We start from the raw sequence: 21,952 nt of genomic DNA on the forward strand, positions 1-21,952 counted from the left end.
CTTAGCTGATTTTCTTTAACAGTTGATTGTCCTTTTTTTGCACCCGCTGAATGATTTTAGTGGTCGACTGCTGATGGACATGCGGAATAAACACAAGTTGTGTCCCTAGTATTTGCAGTAGCCCTTGTTCGGCCAGTTCTTTGTTTTGGTATGCTTCACCTTTTACAAAGATATGCGGTTTAACCTTTTCGATGATCGGGATAGGGTTGTCCGATAATTCATCACCAAACGGTACAATATAATCTACAGCTCCAAGCGCCCGCAATACTTCGATTCGATCGTCAAGCGAATTGACAGGTCTTGTTGCCCCTTTTAAACGTCTGATGCTCTCGTCTGTATTGATGCCAACAATCAGAATATCGCCCTGTGCTTTAGCTGCACCGAGGTAATGGGCATGACCGGCATGAAAAATATCGAAACAACCATTGGTGAATACGAGTTTGTTTTCCTTCCGAAGTCTATCACATAGTACTTCAAGATGATTCAGATCGGTAATTAATTTATCATCTTTGTTCATAAGGCGCTGGGCTAATTCCGTGCAGCTACAATGTGCAGTACCATTTTTTTGTATACCGATCTGTGCTGCCTTTACACTCAGTGCTATCGCAATATCCGCATCAAGTTTATTATAGTAAGCCAAGCAAAGCACAGTCAGAAAGGTGTCGCCAGCGCCGGAGAAATTACCTTCTTTTAAAGCAGGGACCCGGTAGTGCTTTGCTGAACCACCTTTTTTAGACAGGATGACACCATCCTTATCGAGCGTTAATGCCACCCAGTTCGCCTGCGATAAGGCAGCTAGACTTTCTGGCCATTTCAAGGCTTGCGTTAAACGGTCATCCTCTTCTTCCTGGCTCAGGATTTTTCTTGCTTCTTCATAATTGGGCTTAACTAAGTCGGGATTTAGGCATGCATACTTGTCGTAATCTTTGCTATCTATAGCAATAATTTTTGGCTCAATCTGTTGTTCTTCGGCAAGCAGCAGGATGAGCTCATTCGTAATGTTACCTTTTCCATAATCTGCAATAAAAACAATATCGACATGTTGAAGGGCTTTTTTAACCGCTGTCAGATACTGGTTGGCCAGCGCTGCACTAAAGTGATACTTCTGACCAATATCATAACGCAGCAGACAGTGTCCATCTCTACGTAATCGCGTTTTTGTTAGTGTCTGACAACTTTCATTATAGAGCAGGCCACCCGTGTCAATTCCCTGTCGCTGCAAATTGCGTGCTATTGTCTGTCCACTGGTATCGTCACCCAACAGACTAACGACGGACACGACAGCCCCCATATTGCTGAGGTTCGTGATCACATTCCCGGCTCCGCCAAGGCAATGTTCTACAGATTGGACATCAAGCACGGGTACGGCGATATCGGGAGCAAGCCGCTTGCATTCCCCATCCAGATAAATATCCAGCATGCAATCTCCCAAAACAAGGACCCTTGGATTGTTGAAACCATTTTCGACAAGTTTATTTAATGCTATATCTTTCATAATCTACTTTTTCTGATTTGATAAGTTGAGCCAATCCGTAAAAATCGTCTACTATAAAATCTGGTGTATATTTAGGATCAGAAATTCGCTCCTGTTTCCTTTCTTTCTGGCTTCGGTCGACCAATATGGTCCTGCAGCCTGCCGCACGGCCGGCGCCGACATCACTTAGGATATCGCCGATCATCCAGGATTTTTTTAAATCTATGTTCAGCTCCTTGGCAGCCCGATAGAGCATGCCGGGTAAAGGCTTACGGCAGGAGCATTGCGGTTCGTCCATGACATCGCCATGTGGACAATAGTAGATACCGTCTAATTGGATGTGCTCGTAGCGGAGTAGTTCGTGCAATGCTGAAAAAGCGACATCCAAATCTTCAGCTGTAAAATAACGTCGGGCTATACCCGACTGATTGCTGATAACAATGAGCTTATAGCCACTTTTTTGTAACCCTCTTAAAGGCTCAAAAATGTCGGAATAACAAACGATGCGTGCGGGATCAACGTTGTAGGGAACATCCTTAATCAGCGTTCCATCCTTATCCAGAAATACAGCGCTCTCCATCATGATGCGATCAATTTATTATGTATAACGAAGTGTTCATTTTTCCTGCTCAGATTTGCCATCCGCTGTTCCACCAGTGCGCAGAGCTGGTGAATAATATGTAGCTGTACTTCCTGAATACGGGCCGTGTGATCGGAAGGAACTATGAGATTATGATCTCCGAATTGCGTGGCCTCGCCACCATCTTTTCCCAGCAAATTTGCACAAATCACCCCAGCTTTACTGGCTTCTTTCAATGCGTTTAGGATATTGGGCGAGTTGCCACTTGTACTTAAACAGATCAGCATATCTCCTGGTTGCCCAAGTGCCTGTACCTGTCTTGCAAATACGCTTTCGTAGCCAAAGTCGTTTGCCCATGCGGTGAGAACCGCCACATCAGCGTTAAGCGAGATCACTGGATAGCCGGGACGCTGTGGTATTTCAAATCGACCCACGAGCTCGGCAGCGAAATGCTGGCTCTCCGCGGCACTACCACCATTGCCGCAGATCATGATTTTTTTACCTTCATGCAATACAGAGACCATTTTGGACGACAGCCTGGCTATGCCAAGCGCCAAAGATTCTGCCGCTTTTTCGAAAGTCTTTGAGGAACCCAAAAAGCTCTGCCTGATCTGCGTAATTGTTTCTTTTTCGGCATCCTGAGGCAAACATTGTGCATAAAGCTGCGCAATACTTTCGCTGACCACTTTCCACGTAAAGGATTTAACATGGCGTAGAGAATTAACAGAAAATTTCAATCGTTTACGGTCGTTATTTATCAGGTCAACAATCGCAGCAGACAATTGTTGTGGCTGTTGTGCCGCTACCAAAAGGCCGGTATCTTCATGCCTTACCGTAAACGATATACCGCCCACATCGGCACCAATTACGGGCGTACCACAGGCCATGGATTCCAGCGGAGTAATCCCGAATGGTTCGTACCACGGCGTGGTGATAAAAAGCTCACTTGCAGCGTAATAGTACCTGAGTAGATCACGGCTCTGTTGTCCCGTGAAAATGACCTTATCTTCGACTTTTAACTCGATACACAGATGATGCAGACGATCAAATTCTGCGCGGTCTTCCGCGGTCGCCAGATTTCCACCAACGACCAATAGCCGCAATTCGGGCAGCGCATGGTGCGCATGGGAAAAGGCTTCGATCACATTGTCTATTCCCTTTCGTTTCACCATGCGACCAAGTTGCAAAATGTAGGTGTATGCGGAATCAAGCCCAAGCTTTTCTTTTGCTTCGGTGCGATCTATTGGATGGAAATCGGTTGGGTTAAAACCACAGGGAATAATTTCTATTTTATCCTGTGGCGCCTGATAATGTTGAATCAAGTCCTTCAGATCGTTTGGGCATTCGGCAATGACGCGTTCGGCTGCCCAAATGATATCTTTCTCAATTTTTTCACGTATTTTCGGGAATTTGTCTGAGCCTCCTTGGTGTAAGCGGCGCACCGCACCTAGGGCATGAAAAGTAATAACAAAGGGGATATGCAATTGTTTCTTGATTTCCATGGCCACCATACCTGACAGCCAAAAATGCGCATGTACCAACTGGTAGCGCAGCTGGTTAGCGGTCATAAATTCGATTGTATGGGCGGTAAATTCCTGGATGTGTCCATAAAGCTCTTCCTTTGGGAGTATGCCTTTGGGGCCTGCGGCAATATGAATGACCCTTATATTTGGTTTCCAAAGGACAACCTCTTCTTGGCTGGGATGTTCACATCGCGTATAAATGTCTATTTGATTGCCCATCAAGGCAAGCTGCATGGCAACCTCGGCAACATAAACATTTTGGCCGCCGCTGTCTTTGCCTCCGAGGGTCGCTAAGGGTGAGGCATGATCACTAATAAAAGCTATTCTTTTTTTCATGATAGTGTATATTGATGAATTTTTTCATTGATTAAATTCTCCCATTGTTGCCCAAATCGAGCAATATTGAAAAGCTCCTTTGCTTTCTGCTGTGCGTTTGCACCAAGCTGTTGTGCATGTTGGGGATTGTTTAGCAACATTTTTATTTTGGTGACGAGCCACTCGACCTCTAAGCCGATATAGCCCGTTTTTCCATTTTCAATAATGGTGGAAAGCTCAGTGGTAGCCAAGCCAACAATGGGAAGACCTACCATCATAGCTTCACAAATTGCTAAGCCCAAACTTGTGTACCGTATTGGATTGAAAAAGAATCGGTAGTCTTTAATAAATTCGGGTAAGCGCGGATGCAGTACCTCCCGAAGTCCAAAAGGTTCGTTGCCCATTCCGATGAGATCTAATGGTACCTGCTTTTGTACATACTTGAAAATATCGCTACCCAGCATGCGTCCACGGGAGGGAAGATTGTTGATAACGACAATCCCTTTTTCCAATCGACCATTGTAAGCGACATCGTGTGTATCTACACCATGTGTGATGACACGTACATCCGGAATATTTGCCTTCCACATTAACTGGTTGAAGTGTGTAACATGCACCAGTGTAACGGCTGGGTTGGTGACTGGATGAACTTCATCACAGGGATGCTGCCATGGCGGGTCGTGCTCAATATAGATACGAGGTAACTGTTGCTGCGCTTCTGACAGGATCTTATATTGATCTTCCAGGTAATTTTCGTCGCATTGGAAAAGGATAAGATCAAGGTCGAGGTTTCGCACTTCGCTGGCAGGAACTTCAATCACATTGTCGCCAAAAGGGAAGGTTGTTCCCCGTCCGCCATAGCGAGGTCCTCTTTCGGGCGTATATGGAATATATAAGATATAGTCACCTTGGGATAAATAATACAAGTACGATCCATGGATATGCCATGTTAATACGCGTGGTTTGTGTGTCATAAACAATTTTTAATTTCAACAATGGAAAAACGCCGTTTTTAGCGATTCAATTTCGCAGAAGGAAACGCGCTTTTAACCTTTGCTTAATGAACGGCTGCGGTAACGACTTGGTTGGATGGACTAATACCCAATTGTATGTTGGAAGTACTTCGCCGAACGTATTAAGCTCATTAATTCATTTTAAGGGAACTAACATCCTGGAGCAGCTGTTACATGAGAAAAGGCTATGGATCTCAGACCGGTACATCATCTCGAAACACAAGATATTGACAAAAGCCTCCGAATGATCATCATAGACGGTGTATGTTCAGAAGTTGTTGTCTGTTTGAGCAGCGGTGTTATTTTGGTCGGAGCAGGTTTGTTGATGGGAGCAAGTAACTTTCAGCTGGGACTGTTGGCGGCCTTTCCAACCTTATGTAATCTTGCCCAGCTGTTGACCATTCTCGTCATGCAGATTTACCCGAATCGGAAAGTAATAACCGTATTCGCTGTATTTCTTGCAAAAATGCCTTTGGTCATGGTTGGGCTTATGATGTGGCGGGAAGTTGATCTCTCTTTTACGACCTTGCTCAGTTTTATGTTTATCCACTATCTTCTCAGCGCGATAGGTGGCGCAGGCTGGAATTCCTGGATTAAAGACCTTGTTCCTGAGGAACGTCTGGGTACATATTTTTCCAAGAGAACGGGGATCATGCAATTGACGAATATTACGGTCAGCCTCATTGTCGCAGCGTTAGTTGACTATTATACCAATCATGCCGCTACGCAGCTACCAAAGCTCTACGGCATATACTTTTTAATCGCTGGTGCTGTAGGAGCAGTTGGTGCCTTTTTTTTGGTACAGGCCAAAGAACCTAAACAACAAATGTCCGGGGGACATTTGGGGAGTTTGCTCCTAGAGCCACTTAAAAATAAGAATTTCAAGAATTTATTGATCTTCAATGCGGCTTGGTTGTTGGCGATCAATTTAGCGATACCCTTTTTTACGGTCTTTATGTTAAAAACACTGGGGCTTTCGATGAAAATAGTTATCCTGCTCACTGTTGTCAGTCAGATAGCCAGTGTCCTGGGCCTACGCTTATGGGGAAACCTTTCGGATCGTTATAGTAACAAAAGTATTATCTACCTGACAGCACCCATTTACATTTGTTGCATTTTGTTATGGATATTTGTCGGAATCTATTCACGTGCGTTGCCCAATTTACTTTTACTCCTATTTCTGCATGTCATGACGGGAATCTCCACCGGAGGCATTAATCTCGCCCTGACAAACATTGGCCTGAAACTCGCTCCTAAGACAGATGCAATTGTCTATATCACCGTAAAAAATATGGTCGCTTCGTTTTTCACAGCCTTGGGGCCTATTTTAGGAGGATTGCTAGTTGATTATTTTTCAACTCGCGAGCTTCAGATCAGTATCTCCTGGAAAAGTCCTAACCTCCAGACCATCGCCAAACTGATCTATCTGCATGAATGGAATTTCCTATTCCTTATTGCCGCACTACTGGCATTTATATCGCTTCGTTGGCTGGGAAAGGTACAGGAAAATGGCGAAGTAAGTCCACAGCTTGTCAAACGTATTATGAAAAAACGTTTTCGTGCCGGATTAAAAGAAAGTCTACTTGTGGGGAATATTATTACGCTTCATGCCCAACTCAAGCAAATTGTTAAACGAAAAGTCATCGCATCAGATAAAGCAATTTCGGACGAGAAAAAATAATGCTAAATGTCAATGAGTGCAAAGCCGGCCTCACTTCCATGCTGGGCCATTAAAACGGGCACTGCCACATTGTAAATTGGTATTCCGGTGGGGGACAGGGCCTTGAATTTTCCGGCATGCGCATGTCCGTGGAAGGCAGCACTTACTTTACGTCGTTGCAAAGGTTCCATTAAATGCGTTGACCCTAAAAAAGGATAAATCTGTTCGGGTTCACCTAAAACAGTTTCAGCAATGGGCGCGTAATGCAGTAAGGCGACTTTTTTTATGTCTGCATGTTCTTGTTCGAGGCGCGCCAAAGCTCGATCTAAAAGCAACGATTCGTTTACAGCTTCCTGCACAAAACTTTTCATGGCATCTTCACCAAACATTGATAACATATAACGGTCAAAACCACCGCCAAAGCCCTTTACGCCAGCAAAACCAATATTTTCGATCACGATAGCTTCACCATCCAAGACCGTAATTTTACTGTCTGTCAAAATTTGGCGAATCTGCTTTTGCCGTCCTTTCTCATAGTCGTGATTTCCCAATACGGCGATGACTGGAACCTTAATGGATTGGAGCTCAGCAACAAGTAATTCTGCTTCTTCTTCATCCCCCGTATCCGTTAGATCACCGCAAAGTAAAAGGACTTTAGCCTTTTCCGAAATCTCCTCAAATTTGGTTTTCCATTTTCCGTGCTGGTTTGCATTCATATGTATATCGCCCAATGCGGCTATGGTTGTCTTCTTGTTCATATTAAACAGTTTTTATTGTGTATGACTTATAATCCCATTCTTTAATATCAATTTCATATTGCGTTTGATCTATTAAAGGTCCCAGACAAACTTTCTCCAGGCAAGGAGGCAATTCATATTGATCCGCTGCGCGTTTAATGAGCTCATCAAATAAGTCTTTTGGGAGAATATCGCGATAGTCATGCGGATAAGTAAACTGAAAGATGATCATTTGAGCCAGCAAGAGGTGCCAATGTTGATCCATTCGCATTAATAAATGGTTCCAGTCCAAGCTTTTTCCATATTTTAGCCAAATATGGTTAATATCGGCGCTGTCATGCCGCTCTCTGTTTTGTACGTATAGCTTACACCATACTAGCTCTTCTGCTGGTATATAACGCACATCAACATCAAAAAGAGTACCTTCAGGTGCTCTGCCAAACCAATCCTGCTCAACAGTGCAATTGTGATTAACACTATCGAAAATAATATCAATGAAGTAGGGGTCTTTGTAAATCTTGGCGAGCCATCGCACATCTGTCAATTCGGTCTCGTAACCATTAGCGGCAAGGTGTTTAAGAATTTTTGGGTATTCGCTGCTTTTGCAAAAGATATCCATATCCTTGATAGGCCGTATGATCCCCGTGTAGTGAAACATGGCTAAACCACCGCCCACCATAAATTGAGCTCCGCTATCCTGGAGCAGCCGCAATGTATCCTGAAAGAAGGCGAGACAATCTTCAGGTGGATTATCTAAATGAATCATATCGTTTGCTTTTCTTAAAGACAGTCAATTAAATGCAGTAGTTTGTTGACTGTCGATGAAAACGTATTATCCGCCTGTTGAATAGGTAAAAGTACTCAATTTGAAAAATGAGGGAACAGGGAAGGCTCCTACCGATGTTCTGAGATAAAATAGGCTATTTTGAAATAAATAAAGAGCACATTGCTTCATGATGAAGGTGGGCGTATAACAACGATCTAAACGGTATAAAAATATGGACAGTTTTTTTGGCTCTGGTGAAGACCTGACGATGATACAAATGGGGGCGCGTGCGTTTATGATGTTTATCATTGCACTTTTTTTGGTTCGATTGGGCGGAATTCGAATTCTTGGACGAAAGTCCGGAGTGGATTTCGTCATCATTATTATGCTAGGTGCGGTATTAGCGCGGGGAATAGTTGGCGCTTCGCCATTTCTGTCAACCGTGTTTGCCGGGTTCGTGATGATCATTGTCAATAAAATCCTAGCCCAGGTATCGGCCAGGCTTCCGTATTTGGGTAATATGGTAAAAGGTAAGCCCGCTGTTTTATACAAGAACGGTAAAATCCAATGGGATCAGATGGACCGGTTGGGGGTAAGCCGTACTGATCTACTGACGAGCTTGCGGTTAGAGACAAATAGTAAGCACCTCGATGAAGTGGATATGGCTTTGATGGAGCCGAATGGGCGAATAAGTTTTATACTCAAGGAACAGGCATAAATATTTAATAGTTAAGTCGTTATTGAAGTTATATGTACTTAATAATAAAATAAATCCTGCTATGGAAAACAAGAAAAATTATTCTTTTTTTTATCGTAATGGCCTAAGCCTGGTGTTTGCAGCGCTTTTTGTCTTTTCTCTAGGCATGCAATGTTTTACGGGTTGGAAAGTACATAATGAAGAGTTGCTGGAGGCCAATCGTGCACCACTGGACATCATTGATTATTTGAGCACAGGACATTTTACATCCGCAACTTTTGAAAATTTCGAGAGTGAATTTCTTCAGATGGCGATGTATGTGATTCTGACGGTGGGATTACGCCAATGGGGCTCTGCTGAATCAAAAAAAATAGGGGAAAAAGAAGAGGTAGACCGTGAACCGCAGCCCGGCCCGAATACGCCTTATCCTGTTAGAAAAGGTGGCTGGCTGTTGAAATTATATAGTTCATCGCTATTCATTTGCTTTGCGCTACTTTTTTTGGGGAGTTGGGTTATGCACTTTTATGGAAGCTGGAGACAGCACAACACCGAACAGCGGCTTGAAGGTTTACCGGTAGATGACGCATGGACGTATCTCATTATGCCTCAATTTTGGTTTGAAACTTTTCAGAACTGGCAAAGTGAATTTTTGTCTGTTTTGGCAATCGTTGTATTCACCATTTTCCTACGTCAAAAAGGATCACCTGAATCAAAGCCCGTTGATGCTCCACATAGCGAAACGGGGAAGGGGTAACGAATAATAATAAAAGGTAAAGACTATGATTAAATATTTGTATTTGGCCATCGCATTCGCAGCTGTGGCAGTAACATCTTGCGATAATAGAACCAAAAGTAGCGAAGAGGAGCAGAAAGTAGATACAGCTGTCAACCAAAATGGTCTACCATTAGACAATATTCACCGTAGCCGTGGAAAAGATACGACTAAAAATAAGGCTGGGACCGCACAGGAAGCTGTACCATTAGACAATTTGGATCGAACTAAAGGTAAGGATTGAGCAGGCGTTGTGGTAACATGAACACGTGTTTGTCGACGTTTGACCTGTTGCGTACTTCTACGATAGGGAGATATTTTTACTTAAATGCGAACTAAAGAGAACCATTGTTTTTTTTGCACTGTTCACTTTTCGAATAATTTCATACTTAAACTCAAAACATATGAAAAAGATTAGTTTATTGATATTGGCAATCCTTGGACTATGGGGATGCGGCAATAGCAGCAATAAAGGCAATCAGGCAAACGGCAGCTATGATTCCTCCAATACACCCGATGATGGGCAGGTCGGCGTTGGTATAAATGACTCGCTTGGCCGGGACAGCACCGATTCTTTGCAGCGGCAACCTTCTCCGGCTAAACCCGATTAAACATAAAAGAGGATATTTAAAACGTAATTAGGGGTATGCAAAAGATAACGGGCTCAATAATTTGCGCCATGCTAAGGCTAAGCTTGGTCATCCAGCTTAGCCTATTTTTTTATACGGTGCACGCACAAAAGGCCGATTCTGTTCAGCGCTCGAAGGATTCGGTCAGTATTCTTGATTCATTGCCGAGTAATCCACTGGCCTCGGCGAGAAACTTTTTGGAACAATGGCGTGAGCAGGTTGATCGTTATTATACTGGATTGGACAGCGTAAAGCGAGGAGTCGCCTGGCAGCGGCCGGATGATGGTCGGCTCGTACCCAGTCAAGTACAACAGTATATCAGCCTAGTTAAACCCGCTGTGCACGATCTACAGGGAAAAGTTACTGTGTTGCGCAAGCAAACGGTGCCCCAGGACTCCACGGCCAACTCATGGCGAGCGGTGCAAGATAGTGCGGCAACATTGGAGCGGGATATTGAATCGCTCCTCCTAGATATGCAAGATCTAGGCAATAAGGCCGAGCAGCAGCAGAATGTAACTCAGGCAGCGCAAGAAGGAACCTTTTGGTATCACTGGAAAAGTATAATACAAAAGAACCTGGAGCAGGATGGACTATCGCAGCGTTACTACGATAGTGCCTGGGATGGTCGTTTCCTCCTTATCCTACTGAGCCTTATTTATTTTTATTGGCTTTACCAGATGCGCAGACGTGCCATAGGGGCCGAAGAGACATTGCCCTTACATCGCAATCAACCGTGGTGGATTCCTGTCCTCAAGTTTACGGTCTTTTTCCTTATTCTCCTGCCGCTGACTTCCCTTAGAATCCCCGTGATCGTGCTCGAATTGAGCTATCTGCTCATTTTCGGCTTTCTATATCTTTTGATTCGCCCGGAGTTATCCAATCAGCATCTGAAGATGATGCAGTATGTGTTTTTTTATTATCTACTGGTACTTGCCAGCAATCTAGTGCTGGATACAGGTTGGATGTCGCGAATTATTGTCATGTTGATCAATCTATCGGGTATTTGCCTGCTTTGGCACCTCGGGCGGAAGGCCGACGGAAAAATACCTTTTGATTATCTGCGCCCCTTTTCACGATGGTTACTGCTAATTATCAGTATGGCAGCCATTATATTTAATCTGTTTGGTTTTCTAAATCTGGCCCGTACATGCAGCATCGCAGCAGCTGTAGGGTTATTGCAAGCACTCTCCCTACATGCATTCCGCGACATGCTTTCTCATGATTTACTCAATTCTTATGAAAATTCGAAAGAAGACCGTTTTATAAATCGCTTTGATAAGCAGAAGATGCTTGCCGCACTCCATCGTATTATTGGCCTATTTGCTAGTATATTGGTCATTATTATCTGGGCCAACACCTTGCATATCACAAGTGAAATTCGTCGACTTGGGGATCGCTTGTTAAATAATACCCACACCATTGGTGGTGTTAATTATACGTATGGCGATGTGCTTTTAGCATTTGCAGTCATATGGACAGCAAATTGGATACAAAAAAATTTAAAAGACCTTCTTGATCAGCCCGACGCGAAAAAAAATCAGCGTCGAACAGCCTTATTACCACTCGTTCGTGTTGTCATTTTTATTGTTGGCTTCCTCATAGGAATACGTATTCTGGGGTTGGGAGTTGACAAGCTGACCGTCATTGTTGGCGCATTAAGTGTGGGGATAGGTTTAGGCCTGCAGAATATTATCAACAATTTTGTTTCAGGTGTGATTTTGGTATTTGAACGTCCGTTTAAAGTGGGAGATTATGTGGAACTTGCTGATAAAAAAGGGCAGGTCATGCAGGTGGGTATCCGATCGAGCACCTTATTAACAGACCAAGGGGCCCAAGTTATTATACCAAATGGCGATCTCCTTTCCGGTCGCCTGGTCAACTGGACGTTTGAAGAATCGGATATCCGTCTGAATCTTCAGTTGACCATCGTTACGGGACGCAGCATCGAAGATTGGAAAAAGTGGTTGGAAGATACCATTACTAGCTTTAAGGAGATCGACAGAAGCCTGCCCATGAAAATTTTAACAAAGGATATTACAGCCGATGCCTATATCGTATCAATTCAGGTGGGTATACAAAACGTGCAGCACATCGAACGTTTTAGGAGTAAGTTTCTTGAGCAAGTTAAAGCCGAAGCCGCACTTCATGATTCAAAAGTGACTTCGGCCTAAACAAAATTATGTACTCTCCGAACGGTAATAGATCCAGCCTTGCAATTGTTCTAATTGATTTGGTATTTTCAGATCTACGAGGGTATTCATTCCGAGTTCTTGGGATAATTTTCCGAATGCATCTAGTTCATGGACAGGGTAGAATATGGCGTGTTCATTGGGCATGTCCACATTTCCCTGTAAAAAACGGTAACCCTCGGCGTGTAGATTATCGATAAAGGTGTCGGTAACAGCAGCTAGGTAATGCATCATTTTATTAATCCAGGTAAGTTCATCTTTAACCCGCATCGGGTAGTGTTCATGCACAAAATCGAGGATCAGTTGTTCGCCCTCCATATCCCAGCCGTCGCGAATCATCGCTAACCCCATGGAGCGCACTTCTTCCTGATAAAAATCGCGACCATAGCTCATTTTTATTTCGCCTGCAATGGGGCTTTCTTCAATTTTGGCACGTAGCGCCATTTGCCTATTAAGAAGTTCGTGTATGTAGTCGAATGTCTGTTCCATGTGATGTATGAAATAGCGAAGGACAGAGCCGTAATGGCTTTGTCCTCCGGAGTGAATGATTGGAAAAAATACGTTGTTATTTTAATGTCGGTTTTGGTACCTTATTCTTGATCGCTGGAGATGGCGCATTTGGTGTAATGGGCATATCACTTATCGAAGGATCGGAAGGTTGCCAATTTTTAAGCTGATCAAGGTGCTTTTCGAATGCCGGAATTTTATCGGTGGCAAATTTCTTCAGGTCAGCATCTGTAATTGCTGTGCCTGTGCTTGCATCTTTGAAAAGTGAAATTGCATCTTGATGGCTCTTAACCATCAGATCTGTGTAAACGCGGTCAAAATTGGCTGTGTCGGCCTTATTGAGTTGGTCGATCATGGCTTTATAATTTTGATCGTCACTCGTACGCAGCTGCCAATTTTTATTTTTTACAATGGTCGATAGTTCATTTCCTGCAGCGGTATGGTCATCAGTGATCATCTGTGCATATTGTTTGATCGTTGGGTTTTGTGATTTAGCAAGAGCAATACTTGCCGCCTGCAGTTCGAAATTGTTGCTGGCCGTAGCTTTGCTGGCAAAGTCCAGATCTCCAGACTGTGGCTGAGCGGAATTACTGTCTTGCGCCTGAACGACAACTATACAGGCGAGGGTGGCTAGTAATATCCCCAGGGTTTTTAAAATGATTTTCATAATACTTTTATTTAAATGTTAACGATTTTTTCTGTTTCGTGTATTACTTCCTTTTCTTCTATAATTGATGACGATATAGGATGCTAAGAAAATAAAGACGATGCCGATAATGATGGATGTAAACATATGCTTTTCTTTCGTTGTGTTTTGAAGTGAACAGTGGCGAGGAAGGTAGCGTTTGAAAAGAGCCTATTTTGCGTATTTAAAGCGAAAATTGTGGTGCTTACGCAAACATATCGTACTAATTCGTTTATAAAAGAATAGCGCGCACTCTTTTGAAATTCGAACTCTTCTTGGCGGGCTTGATTTTGCCAAAATCTATTTTTTAAAACATTTTCGGCTTGAAAGCTGTTTCGTTCAAAAATCAATCGCTAAACTAAAAAGAAAGAAAAACAGATAGCTATGACACAGTTGCTTTTGGTAGATGACCATACGTTGGTACGATCCGGTTTCCAATTAATATTAGAGGCTCAAGAAGATATAACTGTAATTGCGGGGATGGAGAATGGTCAAAAAGCACTGGAATTTCTCAAGGGAGCCAAACCGGACATCATCCTGACTGATATCCATATGGAGGTGATGGATGGCATTCAGTTTATACAAGAAGTAAAAAAACATTATCCAGCCATAAAAATCATTGTTTTATCTATGGAAGACAATATCCAGATTGTTCAGGAGGTTTTAAATCTTGGCGCTGATGGCTATTTATCGAAAGATTCCAATGTAGAAGAGATTTTATTCGGAATTCAGCAGGTAAAACGTGGGCAACAATATATCAGTGCAGCATTAAGTATTGATTTGATCCGAAACTTATCAAAGTATGCGCAGTTGGATATTGATCGTACAGCAATAATGGCACGATACGACATCTCTGAACGCGAACTGTCTGTATTGGAATTGATTGCGGAAGGACATACAAATGCGGAAATAGCTGATCAAATTTTTTTGAGCAAAAGGACCGTGGAGGGCCATCGGCAGCAATTAATTGAGAAAACCGGTTCGAAGAATACGGCGGGACTTGTCCGTTTTGGTTTTCAGAAAAAGTTATTGAGATAGGATAGGGCTCAATGAACCCCGACACTGGAAAAAGAGCGGGGTTCTTCTTTTTTTGTCCACGTTATAGGGTTGTTTCATCTAAATCAGAAGGTGTTGTCACCGGTTGCGTGGGCAGTCCTTCTGCGTCGTTGGCACCTTCGTTTTCATTATCTTCTTCTTCTGGAAATTCATCTTCATCCGCTGAACCAATTTCCTCATCGAAACCGAAATCATCCTGGCGGGGTATTTCAGGTTCTTCTGCATCAACTCCGAAGTCTAATTCTTCATCCGTTTCCAAATCTTCCTGATCAATTTCCGGATTCTGATCCGGCATATTTTCCGGTAATTCTTCTTCATGCTCTTCCGGAATATCGTTCGGTAGATTTTGGGAGCCTGATTGTGCTACAATCGCTAAAGCGAGGATGGCCATACCTGGATGGACATCCTGAACTGTACATTTTTTATTCATACTGCGTTTAATTTATAATCGTTTGTTGATGAACCACTGTTGTTGCCAGATCGTTAACTGTGTTAGTACGCATTGTCGTATGATTTGTACGTTAATTATAGCGTTGTTGTTCGCTATCATTCACATGTTGGAAAAACGTGTTTTTACTTATAAAATGTGGTATATGCGTGATTTGCAGGATTTACAAAGTTCTGGCGAACGAAAAAAGTTTGAGATCTGTTTATTTGACGAACCGCTCGTTTGAGCATAAAAACTTAGTATTATGGCAACAACAACAGCAACAGCAGAAAAAAGTAAAACAAGCACAAAATCAGGTAACACAGCAACTGCAAGCGCTAATTCGGAAGGAAAAAAAGTACCTGCCGAAGCGGGGGCAGCGAAGGATCTAGCCGAATTATTTGAGGATGGATTAAAGGATATTTATTGGGCAGAAAAAGCGCTGACGAAAGCACTTCCTAAGATGGAGAAAAATGCAAGTTCAGAACAATTAAAATCTGCTATTTCTAAACATCTGGCAGAGACGGAAACACATGTGGATCGCCTAGAGCAATGTTTTGAGCTTATCGGAGTGAAAGCAAAAGCCGAAAAATGCGAAGCTATGGCGGGGCTGCTTGAAGAGGCGGAAAGCCTTATGAAAGAAACAGAAGCTGGATCTGTCCGAGATGCAGCAATTATTGCTGCCGCCCAAAAGGTGGAGCATTACGAAATTGCCACGTATGGCACATTGGCAGCTTTTGCGAAAGTGTTAACACATAAGGACGCCTTAAAATTACTACTTGAAACACTGGGTGAAGAAAAGAAATGTGATGAAGACCTTAGCGCGCTGGCCGATACAAACCTCAATTCAAAAGCCGAATAAGTGTGCAATAGTATAGACTAGCGTGAAAACTATTAAAAATCAAAAATTTAAGTTATGGCATTAAATACAGGAAACGAAGGTGAAATCACCAAAAAGATAGAAGATCAAACTTCTAAACTACCATCCACCGTATTTTTAGGCGCTGCATTGCTGGCGATGGGTGTATCTGCCGCATTAAAATGCATGTCGAACGATAAAAACGCCCTATTTGTAGGCCAATGGGCTGCACCGTTCCTTCTATTGGGCATCTATAACAAGATTGTGAAAACTGAAGGACATGATTAACGTGCATTTTTTGTAAAACACATCTGTAGAATAAATATAAAAGGCTCAATTTCATTGGGCCTTTTCCAAAAACGAAAAAAGCTATGAAGTATTCAGATAATATGGGAAGAAGAGCTGCTATCGGTAAAATAGGTTCTGGAATCTTGGCATTAAGTATCATTGGAAGTCCCGATCGCTCAGCGGGCCAAACCCAAGACAGACTGGTCAATCCGGTTAAAGAATACCCAAAACCGCCGTTCAAGAGCCAGTCTCAACCTTGGCCTGGACTCTGCAGTGAAATGGACCCTCGGCCGGATCATGGCGAGGATAGCTATAAAGGTTCAGGACGGCTCCAAGGGCGCAAAGCATTGATCACCGGGGGCGATTCGGGAATGGGACGTGCAGCAGCCATCGCCTACGCCCGCGAGGGGGCCGACGTTGCCATCAATTATTTGCCCGAGGAGGAGAAAGATGCGAAGGAAGTCATCGCTTTGATAAAAGCGGCGGGCCGGAAGGCAGTCGCTATTCCGGGAGATCTCCGTAAAGAGGAGTTTTGTATTCGGCTGATTGAGGACGCCGTACTTCAACTCGGCGGCCTGGATATTTTGGTCAGTAACGCGGCACGGCAGCAGACAAAACCATCGATATTGGATATCAGCACTGCGGAATTTGATGCTACGATGAAAACCAATATTTATGCGCCCTTCTGGCTTATTAAGGCAGCCTTGCCTCATCTTAAACCTGGATCTGTAATTATCGGTACGACATCGGTACAGGCCGCAGACCCCTCGGAAGATTTGTACGACTACGCACAGACAAAAGCTGCGACCACCAACTATATTCGGTCATTGGCCAAGCAGCTCGGTCCAAAGGGCATACGGGTCAATGGCGTGGCTCCCGGTCCAATTTGGACTGCACTACAAGTGAGTGGTGGTGCTACGCAGGAAAAGCTGGTGAATTTCGGAGGTGATACCCCCATGGGACGTCCGGGGCAACCCGCCGAACTTGCTTCAATCTATGTGCAATTGGCTGCGGCAGATGCAAGTTATGCAAACGGACAAATTTATGGGGCCGCGGGCGGCGGTGGACAGCCCTAAAAATTAGCGCTCACAGCGTGATGAAAAAAATCCCATTCAAGGGGATTTTTTTCATCACGCTGTAAGCTGAATACTAGTCCGTCGTGTTCGGTTTTTTATCTGCTGAGCGGTTGTGTTTTTCTTTTTGAACCTTTACTTTATAATCATGGTTTTCCTTTGCGGCATCTATGGAGTGTGTGCAAGTGAGATCCCTTTCTTCCAGAGCGAGCTTCGCCACGTGCGCATAAAACTTAGCGAGCTGATCCAATTCTTCTTCACTTAAGTCTTCCAGATTGACCATTCGATTGCTGGTGCCTTCATGGGACGCTATCAGTTCATTGAGTTTCAGGTGGATTGCCTTGGAATCCTTGTTTTGGGATTTTTGAATGAGAAATACCATTAGAAAAGTAACAATGGTCGTACCTGTATTGATGACCAGTTGCCAGGTTTCAGAATAATTGAATATGGGGCCGCTCACGGCCCAGATGATCACCGTCGAAGTTGCGATAATAAATGCGGCTGAACTACCGGTGGCATGCGTTGCCCAGTTTGAGAATCGTTCAAACAAGTTTTTCTTTTTTCTCATGACACAAATTTTTATAAGGACGTTCAGCTAAGTGGATTTGTTTTCTTGTTGATAAAATCGCAGATGACTTATATGATTTGTCTCAAAGGTTTAACCTGTGTATGCACGATGGAAGTACGTAGTGGTTGAGATAGGATATAAGCTATGGTACGCGCGATATCTTCGGCATAGAGCATTTCTAAATGATCAATTTTTTCCTGCTGCTCCTCCGGTGAAAAAGGTTGCATATTTGTTCCAACTGATCCGGGTTCAACAAGCGACACCTGGATACCCTTGGGGTTCGCTTCCTTCCGTAACGATTCTGTAAATGCTTGAATACCTCCTTTCGAGCAGACATAGACAGAACTCTGCGCTTCGCGTACATCCGCACTCATTGATCCGACATTAAGAATATGGCCTGACCCGCGTGGTTCCATCCGTAGTAGTGCGGCTTGAGTACAGGCCAAATAAGCCAGTACATTGATGTGAAGGAGGTACGCTTGATCCGAATAACTTCCGTCCTTAACCGATTGAAAGGCTATAGCCGCATTATTGATGAGAATATCCAAACGATCATATTGTTCGTCAAATGTCCTGAAGAGCGTGTGTATGCCTTCTTCCGTCGCTAGGTCTACTACAATCCCTTCCAACTTACCTGCGCAATCCAATTGATTAAAATCACGGAGCGTATCGTCCAATTGGTTTTGATGATGGCCGCAAATTAAAATATCGTTACCCATCGCGGCTAAAAGTAGGGCGGTCGCCCGGCCGATCCCGGTGGTGCCGCCAGTAATAATTATTTTCTTATTTTTTACCCAACTCGGTAAAATAGAGTTGACGTAATCCTTCGCATTTATCTTCATAATGTATATCGTGTTAAATGTGCAATGAAGCACTTCGTTATTTCATGAAGGAACAGCCTATTTTATACATTGGTTTGGGTGCGCAAAGGAAGACGTACTTCTTCTTTTTTTTACGTATTTAACCGCTAAAACGAAAGTGAAATAGCATGGTTCTTATCTTGGATGTGTTGTATTTGCAATAAAGCAGAGACTGATTCTTTGAATTTAATATAATGATTATGAAGCGTGACGGAACGAACAAGAGCTTTTGGCAGGATGTTGACATTGAAAATTTTTCGACTGCCCCTGCCATTTTAGATTTCCATACCATTATTGTGGGGGCAGGTATAACTGGTGTAACATTGGCCAAGGAACTTCAGAATAGAGGCATAAAATGCCTACTGTTGGACAAGGAGAATCCAGGGTTTGGCACAACCGGAGGAACCACCGCCCATATCAATAACTTTTATGACGCTTCTTACAATGAGATTATTGAAAATTTTGGAAAGGATCCCGCTCAACTGCTTCTGAATGCGACGCTTGAGGTCTTAGATTATATAAAAGATAACATTTCCAAATATTCCATACAGTGTGCGTATTCGACATGTGACTTTTTTCTCTTTAGCGCAGAATCTGGACAGAACGAGCAGCTTGAGCAAATTTACGCGGCCCATCAGCAATTGGGATTGCCTACCCATTATGTCGAAACCATACCTTTTGATATACCTTTCGAAAAAGCAATATGCATTGAGGGACAAGGACAATTTCATCCCATGAGATATATTTCGGGCATGATCGAAGCCTATCGTCGTGAGGGCGGCGAAATACTGACGGGTCGAGGAATTGAAGCCTATAGCAATGAAGATGGAAGGGTCAAATTGAAGCTGAGTGGAAAAGAGGTTTATACAGCAAAGAATATCATTTGGGCTACCCATGTGCCACCAGGCAAAAACAGATTCAATTTTTTGCTGGCACCTTATCGAAGTTACGTCCTGACGTTAAAGCTTCATGGAGAACCTGAAGCATTGGGACAAGCTGCGGATCTGTATGATCCCTACCATTATTTTAGGTATCATCGGTCTGATAAAGGAGAACATTACCTCATCGTGGGTGGTTTTGATCATAAAACTGGCGACGACCAACAAACAGAGCAACATTTTGTCGACCTAAAACTTTGGGTTGATCAGCATTTCGACTATGATGAAATTACTGCAAGTTGGTCGTCGCAATATTATGATTCAGCAGATGGCTTACCCTTTATCGGCAGTATGCCAAATGAAAATAATGTGTATATAGCCACCGGTTATGGCGGTAATGGAATGACATTTGGGTCAATGGCGTCGCTTGTGATCCCTGACTTATTGGAAGGAAAGGAGAATCCGCTGGCTGAATTGCTGTCACCAAGCCGTATCAAACCTGTTGCGAGCGCACAGCAGGTATTATCGGAAGGTGTCAATGCTGCAAAACATTTTATCATGGACAAATTTTCGGCTGAAACGCTTAAGCAAATAGAAGACTTACAGCCAGCGGAAGGTAAAATTGTTCACTATAAGGACGGAAAACTGGCTATTTGTCGAGATATGGGAGGGGAGTTGCATGCTGTAAACTCAGTCTGTCCACATATGGGGTGTACGGTAAGCTGGAACCCATCCGAAATGTCCTGGGACTGTCCTTGTCATGGTTCGCGGTTCGGAATGAATGGAAAGCTTTTGAATGGTCCTGCTAGTGTAGATCTTGGTCGTGTCAATTTTGATTAATGCAACCTTGTTTAGACGCTTTCCTAACATATCTGGGACTTATATTGGCTTGGCGTGATCCCTTTAATTGATTTGAAAATTTTATTGAAGTTTGAAAGGCTGTTGAAGCCACAGGCATAAGCAATGTGTGTGATTTGATGCTTGTTTTCGACAATCAATCTACAGGATTCACTAATGCGAACCTCATTGACAAATTGGACGAAGGTTTTCTGCGTACGGGATTTGAAGTAACGGCAAAAGGAATGTTTTGACATATTAGCGAGCTGCGCAACCTGTTCTAATTGAATTTCTCCTCTATAGTTGTTGAATACGAATTTAAAGATGCTGTCAATTTTACTATTATCGACAGGGCTATAGTTGTGGGTGTATCCAGCGCTGGAGAGGTAATCAAATTCATCAGTGGACAGCATTAGCTCCATAATCTCTAATAACAAAATAGTTTTCTCAAAGCCATAATCGAGCTGGACGATCTTTTTCAGCTTTACCTTCAATTGTTCCTTTGTTGCGCCACGGAAGAGAAGACCACGTTTAGAGGCCGAAAAGAAGGCTTCGACTTTGTGTGTTTGAAAGAAATACCCTAAAAGTTGGATCATTAATTTAGGTTCTATATACAAGGCTAAAGAACGGGAAGTTCTTGTCTCCGCAATGGTAGAGCCTGCGCAATTTATAGTGTTATTGTGCCAGACATGTGGCAGATCAGGTCCTACAAAAGTAAGTTCATCGGAAACAAAGTTACTCACATTGTCGCCAATAATCCGCTTTCCCTCACTTTCCACAATATAGGTCATCTGGCAGGCGCTATGAAAGTGAAATTCAGTTGAGAAGAGAGGGCGCTGCACATCTTTGGTTGCAAAAGTGGTGATAGCTGCACCTTCCAAAATTTTGGCGAAAACAGGTTTCATGCGTTTGGTTATTTTTAAATTAAGAACAAGCAATATAGCCTATTTTGCCTTAAAAATAAGTAAACATGTGTAAAATTGTTAATATAGTGGGAGAAATGAGCAATCTAGCAGTAGTCTCCGTCCTGCTAAGCGCGTAATTTAGTAGTACTATACAACTACGTATAACTATACAATAACGCAGAACTTATGTATCCTAAATTATATCCTTATATCCTTGTAATCTTCTTTGTCGTACTCTGTATAACAGCCTTTCGGTCTGCGGAAAGAAGTGGCACGGTGACTCGCTATGCATCTATAACAGGGTTGAAAGCTGAGAAAGTAGCATATTATAAAAAGCTTCATGCCAAAGTTTGGCCCACAGTACTTCGAAAGATCAAGGCATGTCATATCCGCAATTATTCTATTTTTTTGAAGGAGATAGATGGTCAATTTTTTCTTTTCAGCTATTTTGAATATGCAGGACAAAATTTCAAGCTTGATATGCAAAAAATGGCTTCCGATCCTGAGACACAGCGCTGGTGGAAGGAAACGGATCCTTGTCAGCAACCCTTGGCCGACGCACAGGAGAAAGGGGAGATTTGGTTTGGTATGGCGGAAGTATTCCATACGGACTAAAGAAAGAAAATTAATAAACGCTGTAATAACCAAAAGAAT

General features: G+C 43.1%; 24 protein-coding genes. 12 read left to right on the forward strand and 12 right to left on the reverse strand.

What is annotated here, in order from left to right; genetic code table 11:
* Position 1 precedes the first annotated feature (1 nt).
* Genes AAW12_RS25105 through AAW12_RS25120 form a run of 4 tightly spaced genes read right to left on the reverse strand, consistent with a single transcriptional unit; the run spans position 2 to position 4,866 of the window.
* Positions 2 to 1,495, reverse strand: a complete 1,494-nt coding sequence (locus AAW12_RS25105) for a PfkB family carbohydrate kinase (protein ID WP_046676311.1) — start codon at positions 1,493 to 1,495, stop codon at positions 2 to 4.
* On the reverse strand, positions 1,473 to 2,057 hold the full coding sequence (locus AAW12_RS25110) for a D-glycero-alpha-D-manno-heptose-1,7-bisphosphate 7-phosphatase (protein ID WP_156167774.1): 585 nt from the start codon (positions 2,055 to 2,057) through the stop codon (positions 1,473 to 1,475). Before AAW12_RS25110 ends, AAW12_RS25105 begins: the two co-directional genes overlap by 23 nt.
* Entirely contained in the window at positions 2,054 to 3,913 is a 1,860-nt protein-coding gene (locus AAW12_RS25115) for a glycosyltransferase (RefSeq protein WP_046676312.1), read from the reverse strand. Before AAW12_RS25115 ends, AAW12_RS25110 begins: the two co-directional genes overlap by 4 nt.
* Positions 3,910 to 4,866, reverse strand: coding sequence for a glycosyltransferase (locus tag AAW12_RS25120; RefSeq protein ID WP_046676313.1), 957 nt, complete (start codon positions 4,864 to 4,866; stop codon positions 3,910 to 3,912). The genes AAW12_RS25115 and AAW12_RS25120 overlap by 4 nt, the downstream gene beginning before the upstream one ends.
* Before the next feature lie 226 nt (positions 4,867 to 5,092).
* Between AAW12_RS25120 and AAW12_RS25125 the strand changes: the two genes are divergently transcribed.
* A complete protein-coding gene (locus AAW12_RS25125; protein WP_046676314.1) occupies positions 5,093 to 6,586 on the forward strand; it encodes an MFS transporter in 1,494 nt (497 codons plus the stop codon).
* A gap of 2 nt (positions 6,587 to 6,588) precedes the next feature.
* Here the strand turns inward: AAW12_RS25125 and AAW12_RS25130 are convergent, their stop codons facing one another.
* Positions 6,589 to 7,323, reverse strand: coding sequence for a metallophosphoesterase (locus AAW12_RS25130; RefSeq protein WP_046676315.1), 735 nt, complete (start codon positions 7,321 to 7,323; stop codon positions 6,589 to 6,591).
* Position 7,324: 1 nt separating this feature from the next.
* Positions 7,325 to 8,068, reverse strand: a complete 744-nt coding sequence (locus tag AAW12_RS25135; RefSeq protein WP_046676316.1) for a nucleotidyltransferase domain-containing protein — start codon at positions 8,066 to 8,068, stop codon at positions 7,325 to 7,327.
* Between the two features lie 232 nt (positions 8,069 to 8,300).
* Between AAW12_RS25135 and AAW12_RS25140 the strand changes: the two genes are divergently transcribed.
* The 5 genes from AAW12_RS25140 to AAW12_RS25960 all read left to right on the forward strand — a co-directional run bounded on the left by AAW12_RS25140 (position 8,301) and on the right by AAW12_RS25960 (position 12,337).
* Positions 8,301 to 8,786, forward strand: coding sequence for a DUF421 domain-containing protein (locus tag AAW12_RS25140; protein WP_046676317.1), 486 nt, complete (start codon positions 8,301 to 8,303; stop codon positions 8,784 to 8,786).
* 61 nt (positions 8,787 to 8,847) lie between these two features.
* Positions 8,848 to 9,519: a DUF6766 family protein gene (locus tag AAW12_RS25145; RefSeq protein ID WP_046676318.1), complete on the forward strand. Its 672-nt coding sequence runs from the start codon at positions 8,848 to 8,850 to the stop codon at positions 9,517 to 9,519.
* Between the two features lie 25 nt (positions 9,520 to 9,544).
* Positions 9,545 to 9,781 (forward strand): hypothetical protein, encoded by a 237-nt coding sequence (locus AAW12_RS25150; protein WP_046676319.1) that lies wholly within the window; start codon positions 9,545 to 9,547, stop codon positions 9,779 to 9,781.
* Between the two features lie 160 nt (positions 9,782 to 9,941).
* On the forward strand, positions 9,942 to 10,148 hold the full coding sequence (locus AAW12_RS25155; protein WP_046676320.1) for a hypothetical protein: 207 nt from the start codon (positions 9,942 to 9,944) through the stop codon (positions 10,146 to 10,148).
* Positions 10,149 to 10,216: 68 nt separating this feature from the next.
* On the forward strand, positions 10,217 to 12,337 hold the full coding sequence (locus tag AAW12_RS25960; RefSeq protein ID WP_053004017.1) for a mechanosensitive ion channel family protein: 2,121 nt from the start codon (positions 10,217 to 10,219) through the stop codon (positions 12,335 to 12,337).
* 6 nt (positions 12,338 to 12,343) lie between these two features.
* On the opposite strand, the gene AAW12_RS25165 is transcribed toward AAW12_RS25960, so the two are convergent.
* Positions 12,344 to 12,844: a hypothetical protein gene (locus AAW12_RS25165; protein ID WP_046676321.1), complete on the reverse strand. Its 501-nt coding sequence runs from the start codon at positions 12,842 to 12,844 to the stop codon at positions 12,344 to 12,346.
* Between the two features lie 76 nt (positions 12,845 to 12,920).
* A complete protein-coding gene (locus AAW12_RS25170; protein WP_046676322.1) occupies positions 12,921 to 13,529 on the reverse strand; it encodes a DUF4142 domain-containing protein in 609 nt (202 codons plus the stop codon).
* Between the two features lie 402 nt (positions 13,530 to 13,931).
* Here AAW12_RS25170 and AAW12_RS25175 point away from each other — a divergent pair, with 402 nt between their 5' ends.
* Complete coding sequence (locus tag AAW12_RS25175) at positions 13,932 to 14,585, forward strand: response regulator transcription factor (protein WP_046676323.1); 654 nt, start codon at positions 13,932 to 13,934, stop codon at positions 14,583 to 14,585.
* 61 nt (positions 14,586 to 14,646) lie between these two features.
* On the opposite strand, the gene AAW12_RS25180 is transcribed toward AAW12_RS25175, so the two are convergent.
* Complete coding sequence (locus AAW12_RS25180; protein WP_046676324.1) at positions 14,647 to 15,033, reverse strand: hypothetical protein; 387 nt, start codon at positions 15,031 to 15,033, stop codon at positions 14,647 to 14,649.
* Between the two features lie 262 nt (positions 15,034 to 15,295).
* Here AAW12_RS25180 and AAW12_RS25185 point away from each other — a divergent pair, with 262 nt between their 5' ends.
* The 3 genes from AAW12_RS25185 (at position 15,296) to AAW12_RS25195 (ending at position 17,253) form a co-directional block, all read left to right on the forward strand.
* The gene (locus AAW12_RS25185) at positions 15,296 to 15,892 is read left to right on the forward strand and encodes a ferritin-like domain-containing protein (RefSeq protein ID WP_046676325.1); all 597 of its coding nucleotides are present in this window, start codon (positions 15,296 to 15,298) and stop codon (positions 15,890 to 15,892) included.
* A gap of 54 nt (positions 15,893 to 15,946) precedes the next feature.
* Complete coding sequence (locus tag AAW12_RS25190; protein WP_046676326.1) at positions 15,947 to 16,177, forward strand: hypothetical protein; 231 nt, start codon at positions 15,947 to 15,949, stop codon at positions 16,175 to 16,177.
* Between the two features lie 83 nt (positions 16,178 to 16,260).
* A complete protein-coding gene (locus AAW12_RS25195) occupies positions 16,261 to 17,253 on the forward strand; it encodes an SDR family oxidoreductase (RefSeq protein WP_084823325.1) in 993 nt (330 codons plus the stop codon).
* Positions 17,254 to 17,326: 73 nt separating this feature from the next.
* Here AAW12_RS25195 and AAW12_RS25200 read toward each other — a convergent pair whose 3' ends face one another.
* Together AAW12_RS25200 and AAW12_RS25205 are read right to left on the reverse strand one after the other, a co-directional pair.
* Positions 17,327 to 17,818, reverse strand: a complete 492-nt coding sequence (locus AAW12_RS25200) for a low affinity iron permease family protein (protein ID WP_046676327.1) — start codon at positions 17,816 to 17,818, stop codon at positions 17,327 to 17,329.
* 68 nt (positions 17,819 to 17,886) lie between these two features.
* Positions 17,887 to 18,660: an SDR family oxidoreductase gene (locus AAW12_RS25205; protein ID WP_046676328.1), complete on the reverse strand. Its 774-nt coding sequence runs from the start codon at positions 18,658 to 18,660 to the stop codon at positions 17,887 to 17,889.
* 218 nt (positions 18,661 to 18,878) lie between these two features.
* Here AAW12_RS25205 and AAW12_RS25210 point away from each other — a divergent pair, with 218 nt between their 5' ends.
* Positions 18,879 to 20,396 (forward strand): FAD-dependent oxidoreductase, encoded by a 1,518-nt coding sequence (locus AAW12_RS25210; RefSeq protein ID WP_046676329.1) that lies wholly within the window; start codon positions 18,879 to 18,881, stop codon positions 20,394 to 20,396.
* Positions 20,397 to 20,419: 23 nt separating this feature from the next.
* Here the strand turns inward: AAW12_RS25210 and AAW12_RS25215 are convergent, their stop codons facing one another.
* Positions 20,420 to 21,298, reverse strand: a complete 879-nt coding sequence (locus AAW12_RS25215) for an AraC family transcriptional regulator (protein ID WP_046676330.1) — start codon at positions 21,296 to 21,298, stop codon at positions 20,420 to 20,422.
* 186 nt (positions 21,299 to 21,484) lie between these two features.
* On the opposite strand from AAW12_RS25215, the gene AAW12_RS25220 reads away from it, so the two are divergent.
* Positions 21,485 to 21,913 (forward strand): L-rhamnose mutarotase, encoded by a 429-nt coding sequence (locus AAW12_RS25220; protein WP_197084175.1) that lies wholly within the window; start codon positions 21,485 to 21,487, stop codon positions 21,911 to 21,913.
* Positions 21,914 to 21,952 lie beyond the last annotated feature (39 nt).

Origin of the sequence: Sphingobacterium sp. Ag1, from assembly GCF_000988325.1 — a bacterium.
Taxonomy (GTDB): Bacteria; Bacteroidota; Bacteroidia; order Sphingobacteriales; family Sphingobacteriaceae; genus Sphingobacterium.

Excerpts from the sequence above, each read along its gene's own strand:
- AAW12_RS25105 (WP_046676311.1), bottom strand. The coding sequence starts at position 1,495 with ATGAAAGATATAGCATTAAATAAACTTGTCGAAAATGGTTTCAACAAT.
- AAW12_RS25110 (WP_156167774.1), bottom strand. The coding sequence starts at position 2,057 with ATGATGGAGAGCGCTGTATTTCTGGATAAGGATGGAACGCTGATTAAG.
- AAW12_RS25115 (WP_046676312.1), bottom strand. The coding sequence starts at position 3,913 with ATGAAAAAAAGAATAGCTTTTATTAGTGATCATGCCTCACCCTTAGCG.
- AAW12_RS25120 (WP_046676313.1), bottom strand. The coding sequence starts at position 4,866 with ATGACACACAAACCACGCGTATTAACATGGCATATCCATGGATCGTAC.
- AAW12_RS25125 (WP_046676314.1), top strand. The coding sequence starts at position 5,093 with ATGGATCTCAGACCGGTACATCATCTCGAAACACAAGATATTGACAAA.
- AAW12_RS25130 (WP_046676315.1), bottom strand. The coding sequence starts at position 7,323 with ATGAACAAGAAGACAACCATAGCCGCATTGGGCGATATACATATGAAT.
- AAW12_RS25135 (WP_046676316.1), bottom strand. The coding sequence starts at position 8,068 with ATGATTCATTTAGATAATCCACCTGAAGATTGTCTCGCCTTCTTTCAG.
- AAW12_RS25140 (WP_046676317.1), top strand. The coding sequence starts at position 8,301 with ATGGACAGTTTTTTTGGCTCTGGTGAAGACCTGACGATGATACAAATG.
- AAW12_RS25145 (WP_046676318.1), top strand. The coding sequence starts at position 8,848 with ATGGAAAACAAGAAAAATTATTCTTTTTTTTATCGTAATGGCCTAAGC.
- AAW12_RS25150 (WP_046676319.1), top strand. The coding sequence starts at position 9,545 with ATGATTAAATATTTGTATTTGGCCATCGCATTCGCAGCTGTGGCAGTA.
- AAW12_RS25155 (WP_046676320.1), top strand. The coding sequence starts at position 9,942 with ATGAAAAAGATTAGTTTATTGATATTGGCAATCCTTGGACTATGGGGA.
- AAW12_RS25960 (WP_053004017.1), top strand. The coding sequence starts at position 10,217 with ATGCTAAGGCTAAGCTTGGTCATCCAGCTTAGCCTATTTTTTTATACG.
- AAW12_RS25165 (WP_046676321.1), bottom strand. The coding sequence starts at position 12,844 with ATGGAACAGACATTCGACTACATACACGAACTTCTTAATAGGCAAATG.
- AAW12_RS25170 (WP_046676322.1), bottom strand. The coding sequence starts at position 13,529 with ATGAAAATCATTTTAAAAACCCTGGGGATATTACTAGCCACCCTCGCC.
- AAW12_RS25175 (WP_046676323.1), top strand. The coding sequence starts at position 13,932 with ATGACACAGTTGCTTTTGGTAGATGACCATACGTTGGTACGATCCGGT.
- AAW12_RS25180 (WP_046676324.1), bottom strand. The coding sequence starts at position 15,033 with ATGAATAAAAAATGTACAGTTCAGGATGTCCATCCAGGTATGGCCATC.
- AAW12_RS25185 (WP_046676325.1), top strand. The coding sequence starts at position 15,296 with ATGGCAACAACAACAGCAACAGCAGAAAAAAGTAAAACAAGCACAAAA.
- AAW12_RS25190 (WP_046676326.1), top strand. The coding sequence starts at position 15,947 with ATGGCATTAAATACAGGAAACGAAGGTGAAATCACCAAAAAGATAGAA.
- AAW12_RS25195 (WP_084823325.1), top strand. The coding sequence starts at position 16,261 with ATGAAGTATTCAGATAATATGGGAAGAAGAGCTGCTATCGGTAAAATA.
- AAW12_RS25200 (WP_046676327.1), bottom strand. The coding sequence starts at position 17,818 with ATGAGAAAAAAGAAAAACTTGTTTGAACGATTCTCAAACTGGGCAACG.
- AAW12_RS25205 (WP_046676328.1), bottom strand. The coding sequence starts at position 18,660 with ATGAAGATAAATGCGAAGGATTACGTCAACTCTATTTTACCGAGTTGG.
- AAW12_RS25210 (WP_046676329.1), top strand. The coding sequence starts at position 18,879 with ATGAAGCGTGACGGAACGAACAAGAGCTTTTGGCAGGATGTTGACATT.
- AAW12_RS25215 (WP_046676330.1), bottom strand. The coding sequence starts at position 21,298 with ATGAAACCTGTTTTCGCCAAAATTTTGGAAGGTGCAGCTATCACCACT.
- AAW12_RS25220 (WP_197084175.1), top strand. The coding sequence starts at position 21,485 with ATGTATCCTAAATTATATCCTTATATCCTTGTAATCTTCTTTGTCGTA.